Source organism: Oceanisphaera sp. W20_SRM_FM3, from assembly GCF_052119705.1.
Taxonomy (GTDB): Bacteria; Pseudomonadota; Gammaproteobacteria; order Enterobacterales; family Aeromonadaceae; genus Oceanimonas.
In genome coordinates this window covers 1-21,714 of sequence record NZ_JBGQOP010000025.1, presented here as the reverse complement: position 1 = coordinate 21,714, position 21,714 = coordinate 1, and the positions used below count along the sequence as shown (strand labels likewise).

The 21,714-nt window shown below is 50.6% G+C and carries 17 protein-coding genes; 13 read left to right on the top strand and 4 right to left on the bottom strand.

What is annotated here, in order from left to right:
* The first annotated feature begins 32 nt into the window (after positions 1–32).
* The 6 genes from mnmE to ACEN2G_RS12115 all read left to right on the top strand — a co-directional run bounded on the left by mnmE (position 33) and on the right by ACEN2G_RS12115 (position 6,520).
* Positions 33–1,394 (top strand): tRNA uridine-5-carboxymethylaminomethyl(34) synthesis GTPase MnmE, encoded by a 1,362-nt coding sequence (mnmE, locus tag ACEN2G_RS12140; protein WP_442021882.1) that lies wholly within the window; start codon positions 33–35, stop codon positions 1,392–1,394.
* A gap of 95 nt (positions 1,395–1,489) precedes the next feature.
* A complete protein-coding gene (locus ACEN2G_RS12135) occupies positions 1,490–2,485 on the top strand; it encodes a branched-chain amino acid aminotransferase (RefSeq protein ID WP_442021880.1) in 996 nt (331 codons plus the stop codon).
* 288 nt (positions 2,486–2,773) lie between these two features.
* On the top strand, positions 2,774–3,298 hold the full coding sequence (locus tag ACEN2G_RS12130; protein WP_442021878.1) for a TIGR00645 family protein: 525 nt from the start codon (positions 2,774–2,776) through the stop codon (positions 3,296–3,298).
* Positions 3,299–3,587: 289 nt separating this feature from the next.
* Positions 3,588–4,175, top strand: coding sequence for a TetR/AcrR family transcriptional regulator (locus tag ACEN2G_RS12125; protein WP_442021876.1), 588 nt, complete (start codon positions 3,588–3,590; stop codon positions 4,173–4,175).
* 107 nt (positions 4,176–4,282) lie between these two features.
* A complete protein-coding gene (locus ACEN2G_RS12120; RefSeq protein ID WP_442021874.1) occupies positions 4,283–5,440 on the top strand; it encodes an iron-containing alcohol dehydrogenase in 1,158 nt (385 codons plus the stop codon).
* Positions 5,441–5,476: 36 nt separating this feature from the next.
* Entirely contained in the window at positions 5,477–6,520 is a 1,044-nt protein-coding gene (locus ACEN2G_RS12115; protein WP_442021872.1) for an NADP-dependent oxidoreductase, read from the top strand.
* 81 nt (positions 6,521–6,601) lie between these two features.
* Here the strand turns inward: ACEN2G_RS12115 and ACEN2G_RS12110 are convergent, their stop codons facing one another.
* Entirely contained in the window at positions 6,602–7,471 is an 870-nt protein-coding gene (locus ACEN2G_RS12110) for a LysR family transcriptional regulator (RefSeq protein ID WP_442021870.1), read from the bottom strand.
* A 95-nt stretch (positions 7,472–7,566) separates the two neighbouring features.
* On the opposite strand from ACEN2G_RS12110, the gene ACEN2G_RS12105 reads away from it, so the two are divergent.
* The 5 genes from ACEN2G_RS12105 to ACEN2G_RS12085 all read left to right on the top strand — a co-directional run bounded on the left by ACEN2G_RS12105 (position 7,567) and on the right by ACEN2G_RS12085 (position 11,917).
* Positions 7,567–8,067, top strand: a complete 501-nt coding sequence (locus ACEN2G_RS12105; RefSeq protein ID WP_442021868.1) for a lactoylglutathione lyase family protein — start codon at positions 7,567–7,569, stop codon at positions 8,065–8,067.
* Positions 8,068–8,402: 335 nt separating this feature from the next.
* On the top strand, positions 8,403–9,323 hold the full coding sequence (locus ACEN2G_RS12100) for a metal ABC transporter substrate-binding protein (protein ID WP_442021866.1): 921 nt from the start codon (positions 8,403–8,405) through the stop codon (positions 9,321–9,323).
* Positions 9,320–10,240 (top strand): manganese/iron ABC transporter ATP-binding protein, encoded by a 921-nt coding sequence (locus ACEN2G_RS12095; RefSeq protein ID WP_442021864.1) that lies wholly within the window; start codon positions 9,320–9,322, stop codon positions 10,238–10,240. The genes ACEN2G_RS12100 and ACEN2G_RS12095 overlap by 4 nt, the downstream gene beginning before the upstream one ends.
* Positions 10,224–11,081, top strand: a complete 858-nt coding sequence (locus tag ACEN2G_RS12090; RefSeq protein ID WP_442021862.1) for a metal ABC transporter permease — start codon at positions 10,224–10,226, stop codon at positions 11,079–11,081. The genes ACEN2G_RS12095 and ACEN2G_RS12090 overlap by 17 nt, the downstream gene beginning before the upstream one ends.
* A complete protein-coding gene (locus ACEN2G_RS12085) occupies positions 11,078–11,917 on the top strand; it encodes a metal ABC transporter permease (RefSeq protein WP_442021860.1) in 840 nt (279 codons plus the stop codon). The genes ACEN2G_RS12090 and ACEN2G_RS12085 overlap by 4 nt, the downstream gene beginning before the upstream one ends.
* A 65-nt stretch (positions 11,918–11,982) precedes the next feature.
* Here the strand turns inward: ACEN2G_RS12085 and ACEN2G_RS12080 are convergent, their stop codons facing one another.
* Positions 11,983–12,954, bottom strand: coding sequence for a TDT family transporter (locus tag ACEN2G_RS12080; protein ID WP_442021858.1), 972 nt, complete (start codon positions 12,952–12,954; stop codon positions 11,983–11,985).
* Positions 12,955–13,045: 91 nt separating this feature from the next.
* Here ACEN2G_RS12080 and ACEN2G_RS12075 point away from each other — a divergent pair, with 91 nt between their 5' ends.
* The gene (locus ACEN2G_RS12075) at positions 13,046–13,924 is read left to right on the top strand and encodes a LysR substrate-binding domain-containing protein (protein WP_442021856.1); all 879 of its coding nucleotides are present in this window, start codon (positions 13,046–13,048) and stop codon (positions 13,922–13,924) included.
* Positions 13,925–14,385: 461 nt separating this feature from the next.
* On the opposite strand, the gene sstT is transcribed toward ACEN2G_RS12075, so the two are convergent.
* The gene (sstT, locus tag ACEN2G_RS12070) at positions 14,386–15,636 is read right to left on the bottom strand and encodes a serine/threonine transporter SstT (protein ID WP_442021854.1); all 1,251 of its coding nucleotides are present in this window, start codon (positions 15,634–15,636) and stop codon (positions 14,386–14,388) included.
* 574 nt (positions 15,637–16,210) lie between these two features.
* Here sstT and ACEN2G_RS12065 point away from each other — a divergent pair.
* Positions 16,211–20,515, top strand: a complete 4,305-nt coding sequence (locus ACEN2G_RS12065; RefSeq protein ID WP_442021852.1) for a hypothetical protein — start codon at positions 16,211–16,213, stop codon at positions 20,513–20,515.
* Between the two features lie 342 nt (positions 20,516–20,857).
* Here ACEN2G_RS12065 and ACEN2G_RS12060 read toward each other — a convergent pair whose 3' ends face one another.
* Complete coding sequence (locus tag ACEN2G_RS12060) at positions 20,858–21,541, bottom strand: type 1 glutamine amidotransferase domain-containing protein (protein ID WP_442021851.1); 684 nt, start codon at positions 21,539–21,541, stop codon at positions 20,858–20,860.
* Between the last annotated feature and the right edge of the window lie 173 nt (positions 21,542–21,714).

Sequence of the window (21,714 nt, the reverse complement as noted above, 5' to 3'; positions counted from 1 at the left end):
ATCGCCTTGTATGTGTAGTGGAGTAACAACAGATGTCGTTTGATACCATAGTGGCCCAAGCCACCGCCCCCGGCCGCGGCGGCGTCGGCATAATCCGCGTCTCTGGCGCTCAAGCCGAAGCCGTGGCGCAGGCCGTGCTCGGCAAGGTGCCTAAGGTACGTTTCGCCGACTATCTGCCCTTTAAAGATGCCCAAGGCCAAGTGCTAGATCAAGGCATAGCCCTGCTCTTTAAAGGCCCTAATAGCTTTACCGGCGAAGACGTGCTGGAGCTGCAAGGCCATGGCGGCCCAGTAGTGTTAGACATGCTGATCAAGCGTATTTTAGAACTGCCCGGTCTTCGCCCCGCCAAGGCTGGTGAATTCAGTGAGCGGGCGTTTTTAAACGACAAATTAGACTTAGCCCAAGCCGAGGCCATCGCCGATCTTATCGAAGCCTCCAGCGAGCAAGCCGCCCGTTCGGCGCTGCAATCCTTGCAAGGTGAGTTTTCTAACCATGTACATGACTTAGTAGAGGCGCTGATTAATCTGCGCATCTTTGTGGAAGCCGCCATCGACTTTCCGGAAGAAGAAGTGGATTTTCTCTCGGATGGTAAAATTGCCGCCGGTCTGTATGCCATTATCGACCGCTTGAGCGAAGTACAACGCCAAGCCCGCCAAGGCGCCATTATGCGTGAAGGCATGAAGGTAGTGATTGCCGGCCGCCCGAACGCCGGTAAATCCAGCCTGCTCAACGCCTTGGCTGGTAAAGAATCGGCTATAGTGACCGATATCGCCGGCACTACTCGCGATGTATTACGCGAGTTTATTCACTTAGACGGCATGCCACTGCATATTATCGACACCGCCGGCTTGCGTGAGGCCACAGACGCCGTTGAGCGCATCGGTATCGAACGCGCCTGGTCTGAGATTGAGCAGGCAGATCGCATCCTGTTTATGGTGGATGGCACCACCACAGCAGCGCTGCATCCTAAAGATATTTGGCCGGACTTTATCGATCGCCTGCCCGCCCACATAGGGCTTACCGTCATCCGCAACAAGGCAGACTTAAGCGGCGAGCCGCTAGCCGTTATCAGTGATGGCGAGCACCCCGTTTACCCGATTTCCGCCATGACAGGTCTGGGTGTAGAGGCGTTAAAAGAACATCTAAAAGACTGCATGGGCTTTCAAGGTGGACTAGAAGGCGGCTTTAGCGCCCGCCGTCGCCACTTAGACGCCTTGCATAATGCAGACCTTCACCTGCTGATGGCCAAAGAGCAGCTTGAGGTCTACAAAGCCGGTGAGCTAGTGGCCGAAGAGCTACGCCTAGCCCAAGAACAGCTTAGCCAGATCACCGGCGAATTTACCTCCGATGATCTGCTAGGCAAAATCTTCAGCTCGTTTTGTATCGGTAAGTAACCACTTACTTAATCTGGTAGAACTCATAACATATAAGCCGAACCAACTCATTTTCGGCTTAATTACTATTTATTATTCAGCACAGGAACAGCAGCATGTCAGCATTTGGTACCGTTTTCGCCCCTGAAATGAGCCTAGCTCGTTACGAGCAAGGTCAGTGGAGCGCCACGCAAATAGTGAACAGCGACAGCATCAGTTTGCACCCAGGTGCACACGTGCTGCATTACTCAAGTACCTGTTTTGAAGGCTTAAAAGCCTTTAAACATGAAGATGGCTCCATCAATATCTTTCGCATGGATCAAAACATTGCCCGCTTGATCCAAAGCAGCGAATTGCTGTCTCTGCCGGCCGTCAATGCCGAGCAGCTCAAATTGATGATTCTGGATATCGTTGAGCGTTACGCAGCAGACGTGCCCACCCCTCCCGGCTCCATGTATATTCGCCCTACTCATATCGGTACCGAAGCCTCGATTGGCAAGGCGGCTGCACCCAGCAATACGTCTCTGCTGTATGTGTTGCTGTCGCCGGTAGGTGATTACTTCGCTAGCGGCAGCAAGCCATTGCGCTTGTTATTAGCCGACGAAACCCGCTGCGCTTCGCATATGGGTGTGGTAAAAAGTGGCGGCAACTACGCCAGTGCCTTGCAGCCAATCTTGAAAGCCCGTCAATCCGTGCAGGCCGACCAAGTCTTATTCTGCCCAGGTGATGATGTGCAAGAAACGGGAGCCGCTAACTTTTTATTAATCGACGGCAACGAGATTATTACTAAATCCTTAGATAGCTCGTTTTTGCATGGCATTACCCGCCATTCCATTCTGACCTTGGCTCGCGATCGCGGCATGATGGTCTCTGAGCGGGCGCTAAGCGTAGACGAATTATTAGAGCGTGCACAAAAGCCAGGTGCAGAAGCTGCCTTGTCAGGCACAGCCGCCGTATTAACCTCGGTTGGCACCTTAATCCATGACGGCCAAGAATATACCGTTGGCAACGGCGAAGCCGGCCCCACCACCAATGCGCTGCGCCAAGCGTTAAACGATATTCAGTGGGGCAAAGCGGCCGATACTCACGGCTGGCTCACTAAAGTCTGTTAATACTCGCGTCTTGAGCCGAATAGGCGATATATTCGGCTCCTTCTGCCCTTTACAAAACAGGTTTCTGGCGTGCAAGCAAGCTGCAGGGTTTAGAGCTGAACAAACCAAGATCCTATCGCTGACCGCTGATGACCCATTTTATAGTCTGCAAACTCTCAGTAAAAACCTCTGCTTATTTACGGATTTATCTCTGACACAGGGTAGTTATCCTCTGCTAAAAAATTTTTGCTACCGCAAAAACAGGGAATAATTTATAATTTCTAGCCCTAATGACATCAAGAATTCTACATGCTAAAAAAAGTTGAACAGTCCTTGGAAAAAACTATCTTTAACAGCCGCTGGATACTGGCCCCTTTTTACCTAGGTTTAGTGCTGGGCATCATATTGCTGTTTATCAAGTTCACCCAAGAGCTCTGGCACATGACCACTCATGTTTTTAGCGCCTCTGAAGCCGATGTTATCGTAGGAATATTGTCGCTGGTCGATATGGCGTTAGTGGCCAGTTTACTGCTTATTATTATTTTCAGCGGCTACGAAATTTTCGTCTCAAAAATTGATACGGGTAATCATACAGACCGCCCCGACTGGATGGGAAAGATCGACTTTTCTGGCCTCAAACTAAAAGTGATTGGTGCTATAGTCGCTATTTCTGCGATTGACCTGTTAAAGTCGTTTATGGATATACCTCGCGAGATGAGTGATGCTGATGCCGCTAGCCTGATGTGGAAAGTGATCATTCACATGACCTTCGTATTGTCTGGTGTATTCTTTGCCATTATGGACAAAGTTGCCGGTGAAACTAAAAAGCACTAGCACTGATTAACGCTGAGCATAAGCGCTGAAGACCAACCACCAAGGGCTGTGCTCTTGGTGGTTGTAAGCCCGTGAGTTCATTTATGACTGCGCTGAATAATTTTTCTTCCCGCAACACCTCTGAACAATAGCCACCTTTACTGACAGCCTTTTAGCCTCAAAAGAATCTTTTTCATACTCAGCACTGCATCCATAACGTGAACTGCAGTCACGCTTAGCGGATTATCAGACTTTTAACCACACAAAAAAACATTAGACGACTGGTCTAATAATAGTTAAAGTACCTTTTATGAACGCAAAATATCAAGATACTCGCCAACACTTACTGGATACCGGTCGCGAAGTTCTCGCAGCAAAGGGCTTTAGTTCGGTTGGTTTGAGCGCACTGTTACAACAGGCTGGCGTGCCTAAAGGCTCCTTCTATCACTACTTTAAGTCGAAGGAGCAGTTTGGCGAGGCGCTGCTAGAAGACTACTTTGATTTTTATTTGACCGAACTCGATCAGCTGTTTAGTCAGGCTGGATTAAACGGCCAGCAACAATTGATGAGCTACTGGCAGGAATGGCAGCGTCGCTATTGTGGCCCAAATAGTCGCAGCGACTGCTTGGTGGTTAAGTTAAGTGCCGAAGTGGCGGATTTATCAGAGCCAATGCGACTGACGTTAAAAGCCGGCACTAATAAGGTTATCGAGCGCATTACTCGCTGCATTGAAGCGGCCATGAGTGATGGCTCTTTACAGAGTGCGCAGCCGGCATTTTTGGCCACCAGCTTGTATCAGTTGTGGCTGGGCGCCAGCTTATTAACCAAGCTACATAGGGATGAGCAACACATGGATCTTGCGATGGACATGACTTGCCAGCTGCTTAACACTCGATAATTTTTTTGCGATAAGCTCGCCCATGGTGCGAGCTTTTTTCACCCCCTTTTTATTTATCTAGACAATAGACGACCGGTCTAATTTAGTTCAACCATTAAGGATAACTTATGCAAGACTTTAGCTTTTATAACCCTACCCGCATTGAGTTTGGTGCAGGAAAAATTGCGAACCTAGACCAACTAGTACCGGCCAAGGCCAGAGTGTTGGTGTTATTTGGTGGCGAAAGTGCGCGCAGTACAGGCACCTTGGATGAAGTGACTAAAGCCTTGGGTGATCGCCAAGTACAGCTGTTTGGTGGCATAGAGCCTAACCCTAGCTTTGAAACCTTAATGAAAGCCGTCACTATGGTTCGCGAACACAACATTGAATTCTTACTCGCCGTGGGTGGAGGTTCTGTGATTGACGGTACCAAATTTGTGGCGGCAGCCGCACTGTATGAAGGTGATGCTTGGGATATTTTGCTACAAGGCGGCCAGAATATCACTGCCGCCCTGCCCTTTGGCAGCGTATTAACCCTACCTGCTACGGGTTCAGAAATGAACAAAGGCTCGGTGATTACCCGCAAATCGCTGGCCGCTAAACTGCCCTTTATGAGTGAGCATGTGTATCCGGTGTTTTCAATTCTGGATCCGGTAAAGACCTACACGCTGCCAACTCACCAAATTGCCAACGGCGTGGTCGATGCATTTATGCACGTGATGGAGCAGTATCTAACTTATCCCGCGAACGCGCCGGTGCAAGATAGATTTGCCGAAGGTTTGCTGCAAACCTTAATTGAAATTGGCCCCAAAGCCTTGGCCAATCCAGAAGATTATCAAACGCGCGCCAGCTTGATGTGGACCGCAACCTTGGCGCTTAATGGCTTAATTGGTGCCGGTGTACCCCAAGACTGGGCGACCCACATGCTGGGCCATGAGCTCACCGCTTTGCATGGCTTGGATCACGCCCAAACCTTGGCCATTATTTTGCCGGAAATGCTGCGCCAGCGTAAAGCCACCAAGCTTGGCAAGTTGGTGCAATACGCCGAGCGCGTTTGGCATATCCGAGACGGCAACGATGATGAAAAAGCCGAGGCCGCCATCGAGCGCACTCGTGCCTTCTTCGAGTCGGTAGGCGTAAAAACCCGCCTAAGCGACTATGGTTTGGGCGCCGAGCATATAGACGCCATTATCGACAGCCTTACCGCTCACGGCATGGTGGCGTTAGGTGAGCACGGTGACGTGACCCCCGAGCATTGCCGCCAAATCCTATTAGCCAGCCTGTAATTTGCCCTGTAATCAACATAGAGCGAAGGAGAAAACATGAAACAAACTCGGCACACCAATCGTCAGCTCACCTTGGCCTCGCGTCCAATCGGTGCGCCCACAGTGACTGACTTTGCACTACAAGCAACCGACATCCCGCAGCCGCAAACCGGCGAAGTACTGCTGCGCACCGTGTTTTTAAGTTTGGATCCTTATATGCGCGGTCGCATGAGTGATGCCAAGTCTTACGCGGATCCGGTGGCCATTGGTGAGCCTATGGTTGGCGGCACCGTTAGCCGAGTACACACCAGTCTGCATCCAGATTTTAAGGTCGGCGACTGGGTACTCAGCTACAGCGGCTGGCAAGATTATGCGCTGTCTAATGGTGAGGGCTTAATCAAGTTGGACCCAGCCCAAGTACCGCCCTCCTATGCGTTAGGGATATTAGGCATGCCAGGCTTCACCGCTTATATGGGCCTGCTGGATATCGGCCAACCCAAGGCTGGCGAAACCATAGTGGTGGCCGCCGCCACCGGTGCCGTAGGCGCCATGGTGGCGCAAATCGGCAAGCTTAAAGGCTGCCGCGTGGTGGCCATTGCCGGTGGCGCAGAAAAATGCGCTTATGCACTGGATAAGCTGGGCGTAGATGCTTGTATCGATCACAAGGCGGCTGACTTTGCCGAACAGCTGGCCAAGGCCTGCCCCAAGGGCATCGATGTTTACTACGAGAACGTGGGCGGCAAGGTGCTGGATGCGGTACTGCCGCTGCTGAATACCGGTGCCCGTATTCCGGTTTGCGGCTTAATTTCTCAATATAACGCCACTGCATTGCCGGATGGCCCAGATCGCCTCGGTCAACTAATGGGCACTATTCTCATCAAGCGCATGACGGTGAAGGGTTTTATTATCTTCGATGATTACGGCCATCGTTATAATGAGTTTGCTCAAGACATGAGCCAGTGGCTATATGAGGGCAAAATTCATTATCGCGAGCAGATAGTGGAAGGCCTAGATAAGGCACCACAGGCCTTTATCGGCTTATTACAAGGCGAGAACTTCGGTAAGTTAGTGATCCGAGTGGGTGAAGATGATTTAGACTAAATTAAGTATGCTTCATCATCTCTAATTCATCACACCTTAAAAGGGCGCAGCAGCGCCCTTTTTTATGGCCTGCTCGCTACGTTAAAGCCAGCGTTTGGCATCAGCAATAACCGTTGCTATGCTCTTTGGCAGTACTTTACCCCGCAGTAAAGCCAAATATAAAGTCTCACTTACCGGCTTTGCCAAGAAATGCACATTAATGGCCTCAGGCTTACCAAATGCTGCTACTGCATGAGCCGGTAATACGCTAAAGCCAAGCCCCATACTCACCGGCTCCAGAATCAAGCCGATTTGGTTAGAGAAACCTTTGTTAGGGAATAACTGACTATGTTGAAACTCAGGGTAATTGGCACTGAGCAGCAAATTAGCATGATGACTGCCGTCCGGATGATCAATAAAGCCAAGGGCGAGCAAGGTATCCCAATCAGGATCATTAACCGTGGCAGGCGTCACTAACACCAGCGGTTCTTCGGCAATGGCAGTGCAGCTCACATCAGCCAAGCTAGATTGAGTCGTCATCAAGCCAATATCCACTCTCGACTCGGCAATGGCGCTGCCCACCATTAAATTAGGGGCAAACCGATAATCAATAATCAGCTTCGGATGCTGTTGCTGCAACGCCAATAACTTAGGGTACAGCTTAAGCCCCACACTGCCCGGCGACATAATGCGCACTCGTCCTTCATAGGGCGAGTCTGCACTAACGGTTTGTTCGAGATTAGACAGCGCCAACAGAATGGCTTGCGCCTCGATGTAGAGCTTCTCGCCCATCGCCGAAACCGAGAACTGCTTTCCCTGTCGCACCAGTAACTCAACGCCCAGCTGCTGTTCTAAATTACGCACATGCTGACTCACCCCCGACTGCGTAATATGCAGCCGTTCGGCGGTGCGAGTGAAGTGCCCTACTTCAACCAAGGTGCAAAAGCTGGTTAACCAAGTGGTATTTATCATTACGATTTATGATTGTTTTGATGATAATTGATAATTTTAAATGATTTACAACACCCTGTAACTTGTATTCAGTTTCATCTTACAAGGACCAAGCAATGAACCCCGTTTATCCAAGAAATTTTTCTCACATCGGTATCTCGGTACCGGATCTAGAGCAGGCCGTGAAGTTTTATACTGAAGTGATGGGCTGGTATTTAATTATGCAGCCTACCGAAATTACCGAGGATGACAGCGCCATTGGCGAGATGTGCACCGAAGTATTCGGCGCTGGTTGGGGCAGTTTTAACATTGCTCATCTGTCTACCGGCGATCGAGTGGGTGTGGAGCTGTTTCAGTTTAAAAATCAGATCAATCCAGAAAACAACTTTGAATACTGGAAAACCGGCATCTTTCACTTCTGTGTACAAGATCCCCACGTAGAAGAGCTCGCCGAGCGCATTGTCGCCGCCGGTGGTAAGCGGCGCATGGCACAACCGCGCTACTACTACCCAGGTGAAAAACCTTATCGCATGATTTATATGGAAGACCCGTTCGGTAATATTTTAGAAATCTACAGCCACAGCTACGAACTAATCTATAGCGAAGGCGCCTATTAAATTAGCACCACACATAACTATCTAGCTAAAAGGGCGCAACTGCGCCCTTTGTTGAGGTTATTTGCCTCTTTCAGCAACCACTCTGCAAGCCCTTAAATCCAGCTTTGGTTTAACGCCCTTTCCTTAATTAACGGCTTATGCCAATTGAGGCTACTTAAAACGGTTAATTTGAGATATAGATCACATTCCCCTATTGTAGGGAAATAGTTAGTATCGATAGATACTTAGGGCGCACCAGCGCCTTTCTGGCGTTGGAATTCTCTATAAATGAAGATAAACGGGTATCGTTGGCTGACTCTGCGGTTTTGCATAGTAGGCACAGTTAAGGAGCAAGCATGTTAAATATTAAAGCAGGGGCGCTTATAAAAAGCACCGGATTGTTAGCACTTACCATGCTGTTAACACTTGGCTCTGTTCAGGCTGCAGAAAAATTTAAGGCCGTCACCACTTTTACCGTGATCGCCGACATGGCGCGCAACGTAGCCGGTGATGCCGCCACTGTGGAGTCGATTACCAAGCCGGGTGCCGAGATCCACGATTATCAGCCTACGCCTGGCGATATTATTCGCGCCCATGATGCCCAGCTGATTTTTGCTAACGGTTTGAATTTAGAGCTGTGGTTTGAGAAGTTCTATCAAAATATGAAACAGATGCCAGAAGTGGTGGTGTCTGATGGCATAGCGCCCATGGGCATAGTGGCTGGCCCTTATGCGGGTAAGCCTAATCCTCATGCGTGGATGTCACCGAAAAATGCCATTATCTATGTGGATAATATTCGCGATGCCTTTATGAAATACGACCCCGACAATGCGGATATTTATCAGGCCAATGCCGAGGCCTATAAAGCCAAAATTGCAGCAGAAATTGCGCCTATTCAGCAGTTAATTACAGAGCTGCCAGAAGATAAACGCTGGCTGGTGACCAGCGAAGGCGCTTTCTCTTATCTTGCCCGCGATTTTGGCTTAAAAGAGCTATTTTTATGGCCCATTAATGCGGATCAGCAAGGCACACCGCAGCAAGTACGCAAGGTGATAGACACCATGCGTCAACATCAGATCCCGACCGTATTTAGCGAAAGTACCATTTCTGATAAGCCCGCCAAACAAGTGGCACGCGAAACCGGTAGTCACTATGGCGGCGTCTTGTATGTTGACTCCTTAAGTGCCGAAGATGGCCCAGTGCCGACTTATCTCGACTTACTGAGCGTGACCTCAAAAACCATAGTAACCGGCATCAAAGAAGGATTAGCAAAATGAGCGAACGGCATCAGCAACCGAATGCAGCCACGACGCTAACGGCCGGTGCCGGCATTAATGTAGAAGACGTAACCGTCACTTACCGTAACGGCCATACGGCGCTGCGTGATGCGAGCTTTGCTATTCCCACCGGCACCATCACAGCATTAGTAGGCGTAAACGGCTCCGGTAAGTCCACGCTATTTAAAGCCATTATGGGTTTTGTGCGTTTAGCTAAAGGCAAGATCAGCGTGCTGGGCATGAGTGTGGATGAGGCACTGCGTCAAAACCTAGTAGCTTATGTGCCACAAGCCGAGGACGTGGACTGGAATTTTCCGGTGTTGGTAGAAGACGTGGTGATAATGGGTCGTTATGGCCATATGGGCTGGTTACGCCGCGCCAAAAAGGTGGATCATGAAGCCGTAAGCCAAGCGCTGGCGCGCGTGAACATGACTGAATTTCGCAAACGCCAAATCGGTGAGTTATCGGGCGGCCAAAAGAAGCGAGTATTTTTGGCTCGCGCCTTGGCGCAAAACGGCCGCATTATATTACTCGATGAGCCTTTTACTGGCGTGGATGTAAAAACCGAAGATCAAATCATCGCCCTGCTCCGTGAGTTACGGGCCGAAGGCCGAGTAATGTTAGTGTCTACTCATAACCTAGGCTCGGTGCCGGAGTTTTGTGATCGCACTATCTTGATCAAAGGCACAGTTTTGGCCCACGGCACTACCCAAGACACCTTTACTCAAGACAACCTAGAGCTGGCCTTTGGCGGTGTGTTGCGCCACTTCGTACTCAATGAAAATCGCCACGGCCGCGAGCACGCCATCGGTATTATTAGTGATGACGAACGTCCGTTAATTATTAAAGCCGGACAAGTGCATAACCGAGAAGCGCAGAGCCAGTGGGAGGATAAAGATAATGAGCCTACTGCTTGAGCCCTTTAGCTACCAATACATGATTAATGCCATGTGGGTGTCTGCTTTGGTCGGCGGCGTCTGTGCTTTTTTATCCTGCTATTTAATGCTCAAAGGCTGGTCGCTGATTGGTGATGCCCTGTCCCACTCTATCGTACCGGGGGTAGCGGGCGCTTACATGCTGGGTTTGCCGTTCTCGTTGGGTGCGTTTTTTGCCGGCGGTTTGGCGGCGGGCACCATGCTGTTTTTAAATCAGCGCAGCAAACTTAAAGAAGACGTGATTATCGGGCTGATTTTTTCCAGCTTCTTCGCGCTGGGTTTGTTTATGGTGTCGCTCAAGCCCACGGCGGTGAACATCAAGACCATAGTGCTGGGCAATATTCTGGCCATAGATCCCATGGATATTTTGCAGCTGGTACTGATAAGCGTGGTGACCTTGTTGATTTTGCTGGTGAAATGGAAAGATATTTTGGTGGTGTTCTTCGATGAAAGCCACGCCCGCTCCATTGGCATTAATCCCACCAAAATTAAGCTGCTGTTTTTTACGCTACTGGCCGCCTCTACGGTAGCGGCGCTGCAAACCGTGGGCGCGTTTTTGGTAATTTGCTTAGTGGTCACGCCGGGGGCAACAGCTTACTTGCTCACAGACCGCTTTCCTCGGTTACTGATTATCGCCATCAGTATCGGCTCGGTAAGCAGTTTTATTGGCGCTTATGCCAGTTATTTTCTCGATGGTGCCACCGGCGGCATCATAGTGGTGCTACAAACAGCATTGTTTTTACTGGCCTTTTTCTTTGCACCTAAGCACGGCTACTTCGCTGCTCGCAAACGGGCGGCGCAAGCATTGGAGGTGGCATCATGATGGACACCTTACTGGCGCCCTTTCAGTTTAGTTTTATGACCAATGCGCTGCTTATTTCGGTACTGATTGCGGTACCGACCGCACTCTTATCCTGCTTCTTGGTGCTTAAAGGCTGGGCGTTAATGGGCGATGCCATGAGCCATGCCGTATTCCCGGGCGTCGTGATTGCCTACATAGTGGGCGCACCTTTTACTATCGGTGCCTTTATTGCCGGTATGCTGTGCGCGCTGTCGATTGGTTTTTTAAAAAATAACAGCCGCATCAAGCAAGACACCATCATGGGCATAGTGTTTTCCGGCATGTTCGGCTTAGGGCTGCTGTTATATGTGAAAATTAACTCAGATGTGCACCTGGATCATATTCTGTTTGGCGACATGTTGGGCGTAGGCTGGCCAGATATTATCGAAACCGGCGTTATTGCGCTGATTACTGTGCTGATCTTAGGCAGTAAATGGCGGGATTTTTTACTGCACGCTTTTGATCCAGCCCATGCGCAAGCCATAGGCTTGCGGGTGAATGTGCTGCATTACAGCCTATTGTGTTTAATCGCACTGACCATAGTAGCCGCATTAAAGTCGGTGGGCTTAATCTTGGCGATTTCACTGCTAATCGCCCCCGGCGCCATTGCCTTCTTGCTCACCAATAAATTCAGCACCATGTTGATACTGTCGGTGGTGATAGCCGTTGTAGGAGCCTTCTTTGGCGTTTATGCGTCCTTCTTTATCGACAGTGCGCCCGCGCCCACCATAGTGTTGCTGCTCACGCTGTTCTTTATCGCGGCTTTTATTCGTGCCACCCGCAAGCAGGCTAATGTAGAAAATGAAAACAGCGCCTAGCGCTAAGCACCGAGCAGAAAAAACGCTGTCTTTTGTTAAGCTTGGTGCTCGGCGCTTATATATCATTAAGCCAGTTCGGCTAAGGCTTTACGCAGTGGGTTAAAGTGCAGCGCAAAACGCAGTGCTACGTAGCTGACTACCAAGGTAGCGATAACCAACTCGCCTTCTGCCATCCAACGTAATTGATTAATAGCGGCAGCATCTAAACCTAAGCTTTCGGCCAATATTGCCACTTTAAACAAGGCAGTAGCACCTATTACCATCGGAAATGTAAAGGCGGCGTAACCTGGGCTAAAGGGTAAGCGTAATAACTTAATAAAGGCTAAGTAAATAAGGGCGGTCATTAACACGGCAATTCCTAACAACACGGCCACTAATACCGGTGCTGGCTCGGCGGTAACGGTTAAGTAACCCGCTAAAGATAGGCTGGCGGGAGCGGCCATAATGGCGATGGTCGGTTTGGCGGCGTCTGGCACCTCAGCACAAAATATCAGGCGATACAGCATCATGGGTAACATGACCGCATAGCAAACGATACCAAACCACAGTAGCACTTGGGCCAAAGGAGCAAATGCGCCACCCGGGCTGGCTACATCGGCCACTATGATACCAATGGGTGGCACAAACCAGCTGGGCACCATGTGGTGTAGTTTAAAGTCTTTAAGACGATGCCAAATAAAGGTCACCAAAAACGCCAGATGCAGAGCGATGGCAAACAGCCATAAGCCGCTACCTAACTGGCCGCTTACGTTCATGCTCACCGCTTTAGATACCACCATGGTGGCCATGGCAAAGGTCGGCACTACGCTGCCAACCACAGGGTGAGCTAAATCTTGCATTAATAGCTGCGGATGCAGCACAAATTTAGCGGTTAAAATCAGCAGCAACACAGCGGCGATAACAGCGCCCAGCAGTTGCGCTCCACCCGCAAACAGGCCCACATTCTCCCAAGCCCAGCCAAGGCTGGCGATGCCTAACGCCAGCCCCGCCATGGGCGTGGGGACATTGGCAAAACGATGTCGAGCAATATTTAGCATGTGAGCCTCCTTGGTAACTGGCTCTCATCATAAAAAACTCTTAGTATTTACGATATCTAAATGATTTAAACAAAGCGTTTTGTTTTTCTAAATGATAAGTCTAAAACAGCTACAGGTGTTTAGCAGTATTGCCCGCCACGGCAACTTAGGGCTGGCGGCAGCAGAGCTGTTTTTAAGCAAAGGCGCCCTGTCTCAAGCACTGGCCGAATTGGAGCGCCAGCTCGGCCATCCGGTATTCGATCGGGTACACCCACGCTTGCAGCTCAACGATCAAGGTCGCCAATTACAGCCGCTGGCAGAAGAAGTGTTAAGCCGCATCACGGATATTGAACATCTCTTTGATGAGCAAGGCGCGCCCAGTGGTTCTTTGCGCTTAGGTGCCAGCCAAACCATCGGCAATTACCTGCTACCCAAACTATTGGCGCAACAACCGCAATTACAGGCCAAGGTGCGCATTACTAATACTCATAACCTGTGTGACATGCTGCTGCGCTTTGAGCTGGATATGGCATTGATTGAAGGGGAAAATTTTCACCCTAACTTGGTGACTCAGGACTGGTTACAAGATGAAATGTTAATTATCGCTCACCCTCATCACTCACTGGCCGAGAAAGAAACGCTCAAGTTGGCGCAATTAGCACACCACAACTGGGTATTGCGGGAGCCGCAATCGGGCAATCGTGAGCAGTTTGATCGCGAGCTGGCGCCGCAAATTGGCACTCTAGGTCAGACCCTAGAGCTCAATACCCTAGAGGCGGTGATGCAGGCCGCAGAGCAAGGATTAGGGCTGGCGTTTGTGTCTAGAAGAGCGGTCAGTGATCGGCTGACCTATGGCCATTTAGTGACCATCAATGTGAACACTTACTTATCTCGCACTCTCAAACTGGTATGGCATAAACAAAAATACCATTCGGCTTTATTACGCCGCTTTATCGCGCTGTGCCAGCAATATGAGGAAACAAAGCGGTAAGCTTTAAGCCATAAGCCTGTCTCTTAGTCACATCTTTTTGTTGTGCTTAATGGCGATATCAGGCAAAGCGCACCGCTCCTCCGACTCGCCGTGAACCCATCCCAGGTGGCTCAGCTGCTGCACTCTGCCTTTCTATACATCCGAGTTCGCTGTTAATACCATCAACGGACTCTGTATCTTCGGCAGAGGTTGTGGGCATTGCCGGAGTCAACCGTCAAATGCCATGGTCAACAAAGGCTCCTGCAATGTTGACACTCGCGCCGTCCATGGCGCTCAACGGCATTTGCCGAGCGCCGCATGGATGCAGCTTAAGCGAGTTGACGAAGGCAAACCACGACCTCTGCGTGCTTTACTGACTTGTGACTAAGAGACAGGCCATAAGCGATCAGCTAAAAAAAGCCCCGAGTCTGGTGACTCGGGGCTTATCTTTATTCTGACGGCTAATGACCTAGCGCACGGCGTTAGGCTTTGTTTGCTGCAGCCTTAGAGACGGTAGCTTTCGCTTCTTCTACCTGACAAGCGGCGGCGGTAAACAGTACGTCGGTGGAGCTGTTTAAACCGGTTTCTGCCGAGTCTTGCAGCACGCCAATAATAAAGCCTACCGCCACCACCTGCATCGCGATTTCGTTAGGAATACCAAACAAGCTACAAGCCAGCGGTATCAGCAGCAAGGAGCCACCGGCTACGCCGGATGCGCCACAAGCAGAAACCGACGCGATCACACTTAATAGTAGTGCTGTGCCTAAGTCGACTTCTATGCCCAAGGTATGCACGGCTGCCAAGGTGAGCACGGTAATGGTAATGGCCGCACCCCCCATGTTAATGGTGGCGCCCAGGGGGATGGACACTGAATAGGTGTCTTCATGCAGGTTTAGGCGCTTACATAAATCCATGTTCACCGGAATATTAGCGGCTGAGCTACGAGTAAAGAAGGCAGTGACGCCACTTTCGCGCAGGCACTTAAATACTAATGGATACGGATTGCGGCGGATCTTGAAATAAACGATCAGCGGGTTCATCACCAGCGCAATAATCAACATGGAGCCGATTAATACCGCTAATAACCGCGCATACCCCCAAAGTGCATCAAAGCCGGTGGCGGCTATGGTGCTGGCTACCAAACCAAAGATACCAAAGGGCGCCAAACGAATAACGAAGCGCACTATGCTGGACACGCCATCGGAAATATCGCGAAACACATGTTTGCTGGAGTCGGCACCGTGGCGCAGTACCATGCCCAAACCAAGGGCCCAGGCCAAAATACCGATAAAGTTACCTGTGAGTAGCGCATTCACTGGGTTATCGACTATTTGGAATAATAGGGTGTGTAATACTTCGGCTATGCCTTCTGGCGGCGAGGCCTCAATGCCGGTGCTGACTAATACCAAGGTAGTGGGAAAGATAAAACTCATCACCACAGCGGTCAGCGCCGCCACAAAGGTACCGATCAGATACAAAGCCAAAATAGGCCTGATACTGGTTTGGCTACCTTTTTTATGATTGGCGATAGAAGACAACACCAACACAAAGACTAAGATAGGTGCCACCGCTTTTAGCGCGCTCACAAACAGATTACCCAATAAGCCAACCGACTCGGCCGCCGAGGGAGCCAGCACAGCTAACGCTACGCCGGCAATAATACCGATCAAAATCTGCGTTACTAAGCTAACGCGATTACTTAAACGCAGTAAAAAAGGCTGTGTTTGGTTCATAGTCATCCTTTGATGGTAAAAATCCATCTTATCCAATCATATTTCAGCAACTTTATAGCAGAAGTCACTATAAAAAAACCGCTACTGCAGCATTTTGCAACGAGGCGCACATCTCGCTACTTTTTTATGCTGTTTGAGTAATAGCCGCTAACAGAAAAAACCTGCATTTATGCCCCAGCTTAGACGGCACTGCTTAGTTGTCACCCCCTCACTGTGCTGCTGCAGCTATGTTTTAAGGGCTGCATGTTAGGATGCGATTAAGGCCTAGGGTCTGTTGACCTTTCGCGGTTAAATTTTGTTCGAGTTAAACGCGTTTTTATCGCGACGAGAGGGGTGTAGCCAGCATTCTAAGCAAAACACTCTCAACAAAGAGAAAAACGCGTTTCGCCGAATCCGAAGGGCAGCGCTGGTGGACGCTTTCTACTGCGTTATCGCCTATTTATGGAGAGTGACTACATGTCATAGGCTCTGCCTTGTATAAAACTCCCACAAACTGCTGTAAAAATCATCTCGAAAGGTCAACAGACCCTAATACCACACCGCCTGAGTTTGGCTAAGCAAAGAAAGGATTCTTATGCGTTACCTGATATTTTTTACGCTGTTATTACTCAACTTAAGCGCCCTTTCGGCTCGCGCCAGCACGCCCATACCTGAGCCTTTGCAGCCGTGGGTGGAATGGGTATTAGCCGATCAGCCGCAACGCTTATGCCCTTTTTTATACAATCAAGCTCACGATCAGCCCTGTGCTTGGCCTACTCAGCTGAACTTAGACTTAACCGAACGCGGCGGACAATTTAGCCAACAATGGCAACTTTATAGCGAGAGCTGGGTACCCTTACCCGGCGATATTCAGCATTGGCCACAACAAGTAACCGTTAATGGTCAGCCGCAGCCTATCGCCTTAAAGAATGGCTGGCTCAGCGTTAAACTCGCCGCCGGCCAATATATGATCCGCGGCCAGTGGCAATGGAATTCCCTACCCAAGAGTCTGATGTTACCGCCCGCCAGCGGCTTGTTAGCGCTCACTATTAATAAGCAAGCCAAACGAGAGTTGGATATCGACGCCAAGGGGCGACTGTGGTTGGCAAAGTCCCAGACTGAGCAGCCCGATACGGCGCCGCCCTCGGATGCACTCACGCTGCAGGTGTTTCGAAAAATAAGCGATCTTAATCCGCTGCAAGTGACCAATCAGCTAACGCTAGAGGTAACCGGTGAGCAGCGCGAGCTAGTACTGGGCCCCGTATTGCTGGATAAGCAAATCCCCTTGCAACTCGACAGCCCCTTGCCGGCCAAAATAGAGCCCGATGGCCGTTTAAGAATACAGGTACGCCCCGGCCGCTGGACTCTCACCCTGATTAGTCGCCACCCCAGTGCCGTGCATGAGATAAGCCTTCCCACGATCAAAGCGCCTTGGCCTAAGCAAGAAGTGTGGGTATTTGAAGCCGCACCGCAGCTGCGCTTAGTCGAAGTGGAAAACCTCAGTTCGATAGATCCACAACAAACGAATTTACCCAGTGACTGGCAACGCCTGCCCGCCTATCGCGTAAACCAAGGCGAGCGTATGGTGTTGCGCGAAATTCGCCGCGGTAATCCCGATCCACAACCCAATCAACTTGAGCTAAGGCGCCAGCTGTGGCTGGATTTTGATGGCGCTGGCTATAGCGTACAAGACCGGCTTAGCGGCCAAATCAATCAAGGTTGGCGCCTAGAGGCCAAACCCGCTTTAGAGCTGGGGCAAGTAACCTTAAATGGCCAACCGCAGTTTATTACTCAGCAAGTAGACTCTGAATTGCAGGGCGTGGAAATTCGCCAAGGCAATATAGAACTTATCGCCGACAGTCGTTATCAAGGCTCAGTGAGCAGTTTGCCGGCGGTCGGTTGGAATACGGATCTGGCCTCCTTACAGACTCGGCTATATTTGCCGCCCGGCTGGAGCCTACTTTCCGCCTCTGGCATGGATAAAGCCCCCAACACTTGGCTGTCTCAGTGGACGTTGCTGGATTTGTTTTTGGTGTTAATTGCCGCCGTGGCCGCCTTTCGCTTATGGGGTGGCTGGTGGGGTTTGCTCACTTTAGTCACGCTGGCATTAATCTGGCACGAAAGCTCAGGCTTTGGCCCGCCGCGCTGGGTATGGCTCAATCTAATGGCCGCCAGCGCCTTACTCAAAGTGCTGCCTGTCGGTTTGCTCAGAAAAGCGATGATCGGGTATCGCAGTCTTTGTTTGGCAGTATTGCTGTTAATTGCGCTGCCTTTTATGGCCGAACAAGTGAGGCTTGCCATGTATCCACAGCTGGCTGAAGTGAGTTATCACTTACCTAATAAGACTCTAGAACACTACTCATCTATCCAAGAGGCAGAAATGTCGGCAGCGGATGATATGGGCGATGTTCGGGATGGTGAGCATCAGTCTTTAAAATCAGAGTCCTCACCCGTGCAATCCTTAACCGACAGCCATGTGCGCCGCCAAGGCTCAGCGGCACCCCTGGCTGGCAAATCACTCACCCCAGTTCGAGCTCTGCATCAAGCCGATCCCAATGCTAAGTTACAAACCGGCCCCGGACTGCCACAGTGGCATGCCAACAGCATAGACATGAGCTGGAATGGCCCGGTAGAGGAGGCGCAACAAATTAATTTAATCTTGTTATCACCGACCATGAATCTGGCATTAAGCCTATTAAGAGTGCTATTACTCAGCCTGCTGATGCTGCGCATGGCAGGCTTTACCCTCAGCCGCCAACGCGGCTTTTATCAAGAGTCGCGCTTATGGTCAGCCCTGTTACCCCTCGGCTTATTGCTGCCTTTACTGTTGGCTTTGCCCTCGCCTGCCCAAGCGGACATACCTAACCAAGCATTACTGAATGAGCTAAAAACGCGTTTACTGGTGCCCGCCGACTGCCTGCCCGAATGCGCGCAAATCACTAGGCTGCACCTCATTTTACCGACCTTATCTAATAAAGTGCCTGATAAAGAGCCTAATAATGTGCCTGATAACTTGTCTGAGAACCTGCCTGAAAACACCGCTACCAACACAGCTCCACCGCTCAACATGGAGTTGGAAGTTCATGCCCAAGCGTCGGTGGCCATCCCCTTGCCCCATGCTAAGCCTAATTGGCAGCTCAAGGCGGTATTAGTGGATGGGCAGCCTGCCACAGCCTTGCGCCGTGATGCGGCTGGAGTCTTGTATGTACCGCTGAGTAAGGGGATTCATCAGCTGCAGCTGCAAGGTGACTTGTATGGCGAGCAATTACAGCTGGATCTGCCGTTAGTGCCCCGTTATGTACAAGTGATGGCTAACGGCTGGGCGGTGCGCGGGCTCAATGATAATGGCGTACCAAAAAGCCCGCTACAGTTTAGTCGCGCCCAAGCACAGACAGGCTCCCAAGCGGGAGCGGCTCAGTTAGCGAGTGGCTCGCAACCGGACTTCGTGCAAGTTACGCGCACCGTGCAGTTGGGGCTAGACTGGCAGGTAGACACCCAAGTAAGCCGCGTTTCTCCTTTAGGTGAGCCCATTATCTTGAGCCTGCCGTTATTAAAAGGCGAATCGCTGCTCACGGATGGCCTCACCGTCAAAGACGGTAACTTGCAGCTTACCTTGCAGGCGGATCAAACGAGCGCTCATTGGCAATCGCGCTTAGATAAATCCGCTGAATTAACGCTTACCGCCGCCGAGACTACTCGTTGGAGTGAAGTGTGGCGCCTAGATAGCAGCGCCATCTGGCACGTAGAAAGCAGCGGTTTAGTGGAGAGCCAACCCAATAGCGCGCAAGGCAGCGAACAAAATACTTGGCTGCCGGTGTGGCACCCCTGGCCGGGTGAGTCGCTAACCTTGCATATTAGCCGCCCAGCCGGCGTGCTGGGGCAAACCCTGACCATAGATAGCAGCCAGTTAAACGTAACGGCCGGACGCAAAGCGGTAGATGTAGACTTAACATTACAGCTGCGTAGCAGCCAAGGCGGCCAGCATAGCGTGCAGCTGCCCGAGCAAATAGAGCTGCAAGCCGTGCTTATCGACGGTAAAAGCCATGCGCTGCGCCTACAAGCAGATCACAGCTTGCTGCTCCCGTTAACGCCCGGCGCGCAACAGATACAACTTAACTGGCGCCAGCAGCCCGGCATTGCCACCCTGTTTAACACGCCCCACATGGTGCTGAATAGCGCCAGCGTCAATAACGACATTCAGCTCACCTTAGGCGATGACCGTTGGATATTATGGGCCTCGGGTCCGCCCATGGGGCCGGCGGTATTGTTCTGGAGCTTACTGCTAATTATCGCCTTGCTGGCCTTTGGCCTGAGCCGCGTGCACTTTACACCGCTGCGCTTTCACCACTGGTTATTATTGGGCATCGGCTTAAGCCAAGTGCCGCTATGGATGGCGCTGGTGGTAGTGGCGTGGTTGTTGACACTGGGGCTGCGCGGTCGTTGGCAACATCAAACGGCGGGAGCGGCCTTTAATCTGGCACAAATTGGCTTGGTGCTGCTGAGCTTAATGGCGCTAGGCTTTTTATTTTTGGCTATTCAACAGGGCTTGTTAGGTTTGCCGAATATGCAGATTAGCGGCCATGGCTCTTATGCTAATACGCTGCGCTGGTATCAAGACCGCAGTGCGGGAAACTTACCTCAAGCTTGGGTGTTATCGTTGCCGCTGTGGGTGTATCGCTTGCTGATGTTAAGTTGGGCACTGTGGCTGGCCTTCGCCCTATTGCGCTGGTTACGTTGGGGTTGGAGCTGCTTTGCTTGCCAAGGTTTATGGCGACCGGTGAAGTTGCACTTAGACTTTGCAGACAAAAACAAAGCCACTAAGACTAGGAACCAAGCTGCGGCTAAATCTGCGCTAGCTAAGTCTGATCAAGATATGCCAGATCCAGATAAGCCTTTATAGCTTCATAGCAACAGCATAAACACGGCAGCCTAAGGGCTGCCGTTTTATTACCTGTGCCGATCCTATTAGGGATTAAACGGGTACTTAAGTTTTACTGTTACCTGATTACCCACAAAGCTCAGCCATATATCAGTGAGTTCAGTATCAATAAATTCAATAGATTACAGGGAGGTGCCGCATCTTCGGTAAAGAATATGAGGCCCGGTTTGGTGTTTTGGTCTAAATCTAAACCTCAGTAACAGCCAGCAAAGCTGGCCAGCCGAAGTCCTCTTTATTAAAGAGACGGGCTGCTACAAAGAACAAACCAAAACAACGCGCATCATGGCTGAAGTTCATACGTAATCAGGTACTGTTAAGTTTCGCTAATAGTGCTTCGGCGGTGGCGGCGGATGAGGCAGGATTTTGCCCGGTGATCAGCAAGCCTTCAGTTTCAACATGGGGCTGCCAGTCATCGGCTTTATGGTAATGTCCGCCGTTTGCTTTAAGCATGTCTTCCACCAAAAACGGCACTATCTCCGTGAGCCTTGCCGCTGCTTCTTCGCTGTTACTAAAACCCGTTACCTTTTTACCTGTCACCCAAGGTAAACCTTGCGCGGTTTTAACGTGACGCAGCACGCCCGGGGCGTGGCACACGGCGGCCACCGGTTTATTAGCGGCCAGCATAGCTTGAATCAAACTAATGGAATGCGGGTCTTCGGCTAAATCCCACAAGGGCCCGTGGCCACCGGGATAAAATACCCCATCAAACTCGAAGGCAGAAAAATCTTTTAGCTCAAAGGTATTCGCTAATTGTGCCTTGGCACTGGCATCCGCAGCATAGCGCTCGGTGGCGGGAGTAAGGGCATCGGGCTCCACGCTATTAGGATCGATAGGCGGCATACCACCAAGGGGCGTAGCCAAAGTAATATCGGCGCCCGCATCTTTAAATACGTAATAAGGCGCGGCAAACTCTTCAAGCCACAGGCCAGTTTTTTTGCCACTGTTGCCCAATTTTTCGTGAGAGGTCATCACCATCAAGATCTGCATGCTAGCTCCTAAAACTGAAAAAAATAGTTAAATAGACACGCTTTTTAGCATAGGTGGTTTTTAGTGCGGCGGAGGTGTGAGGTGTGAGGTGTGCAGATGGAATGGCCCGACTAAAGTAGACACCAGTTTAAGCAGCATTAAGTTGCTGCGCATATGCGTTGGGGGTTAATCCT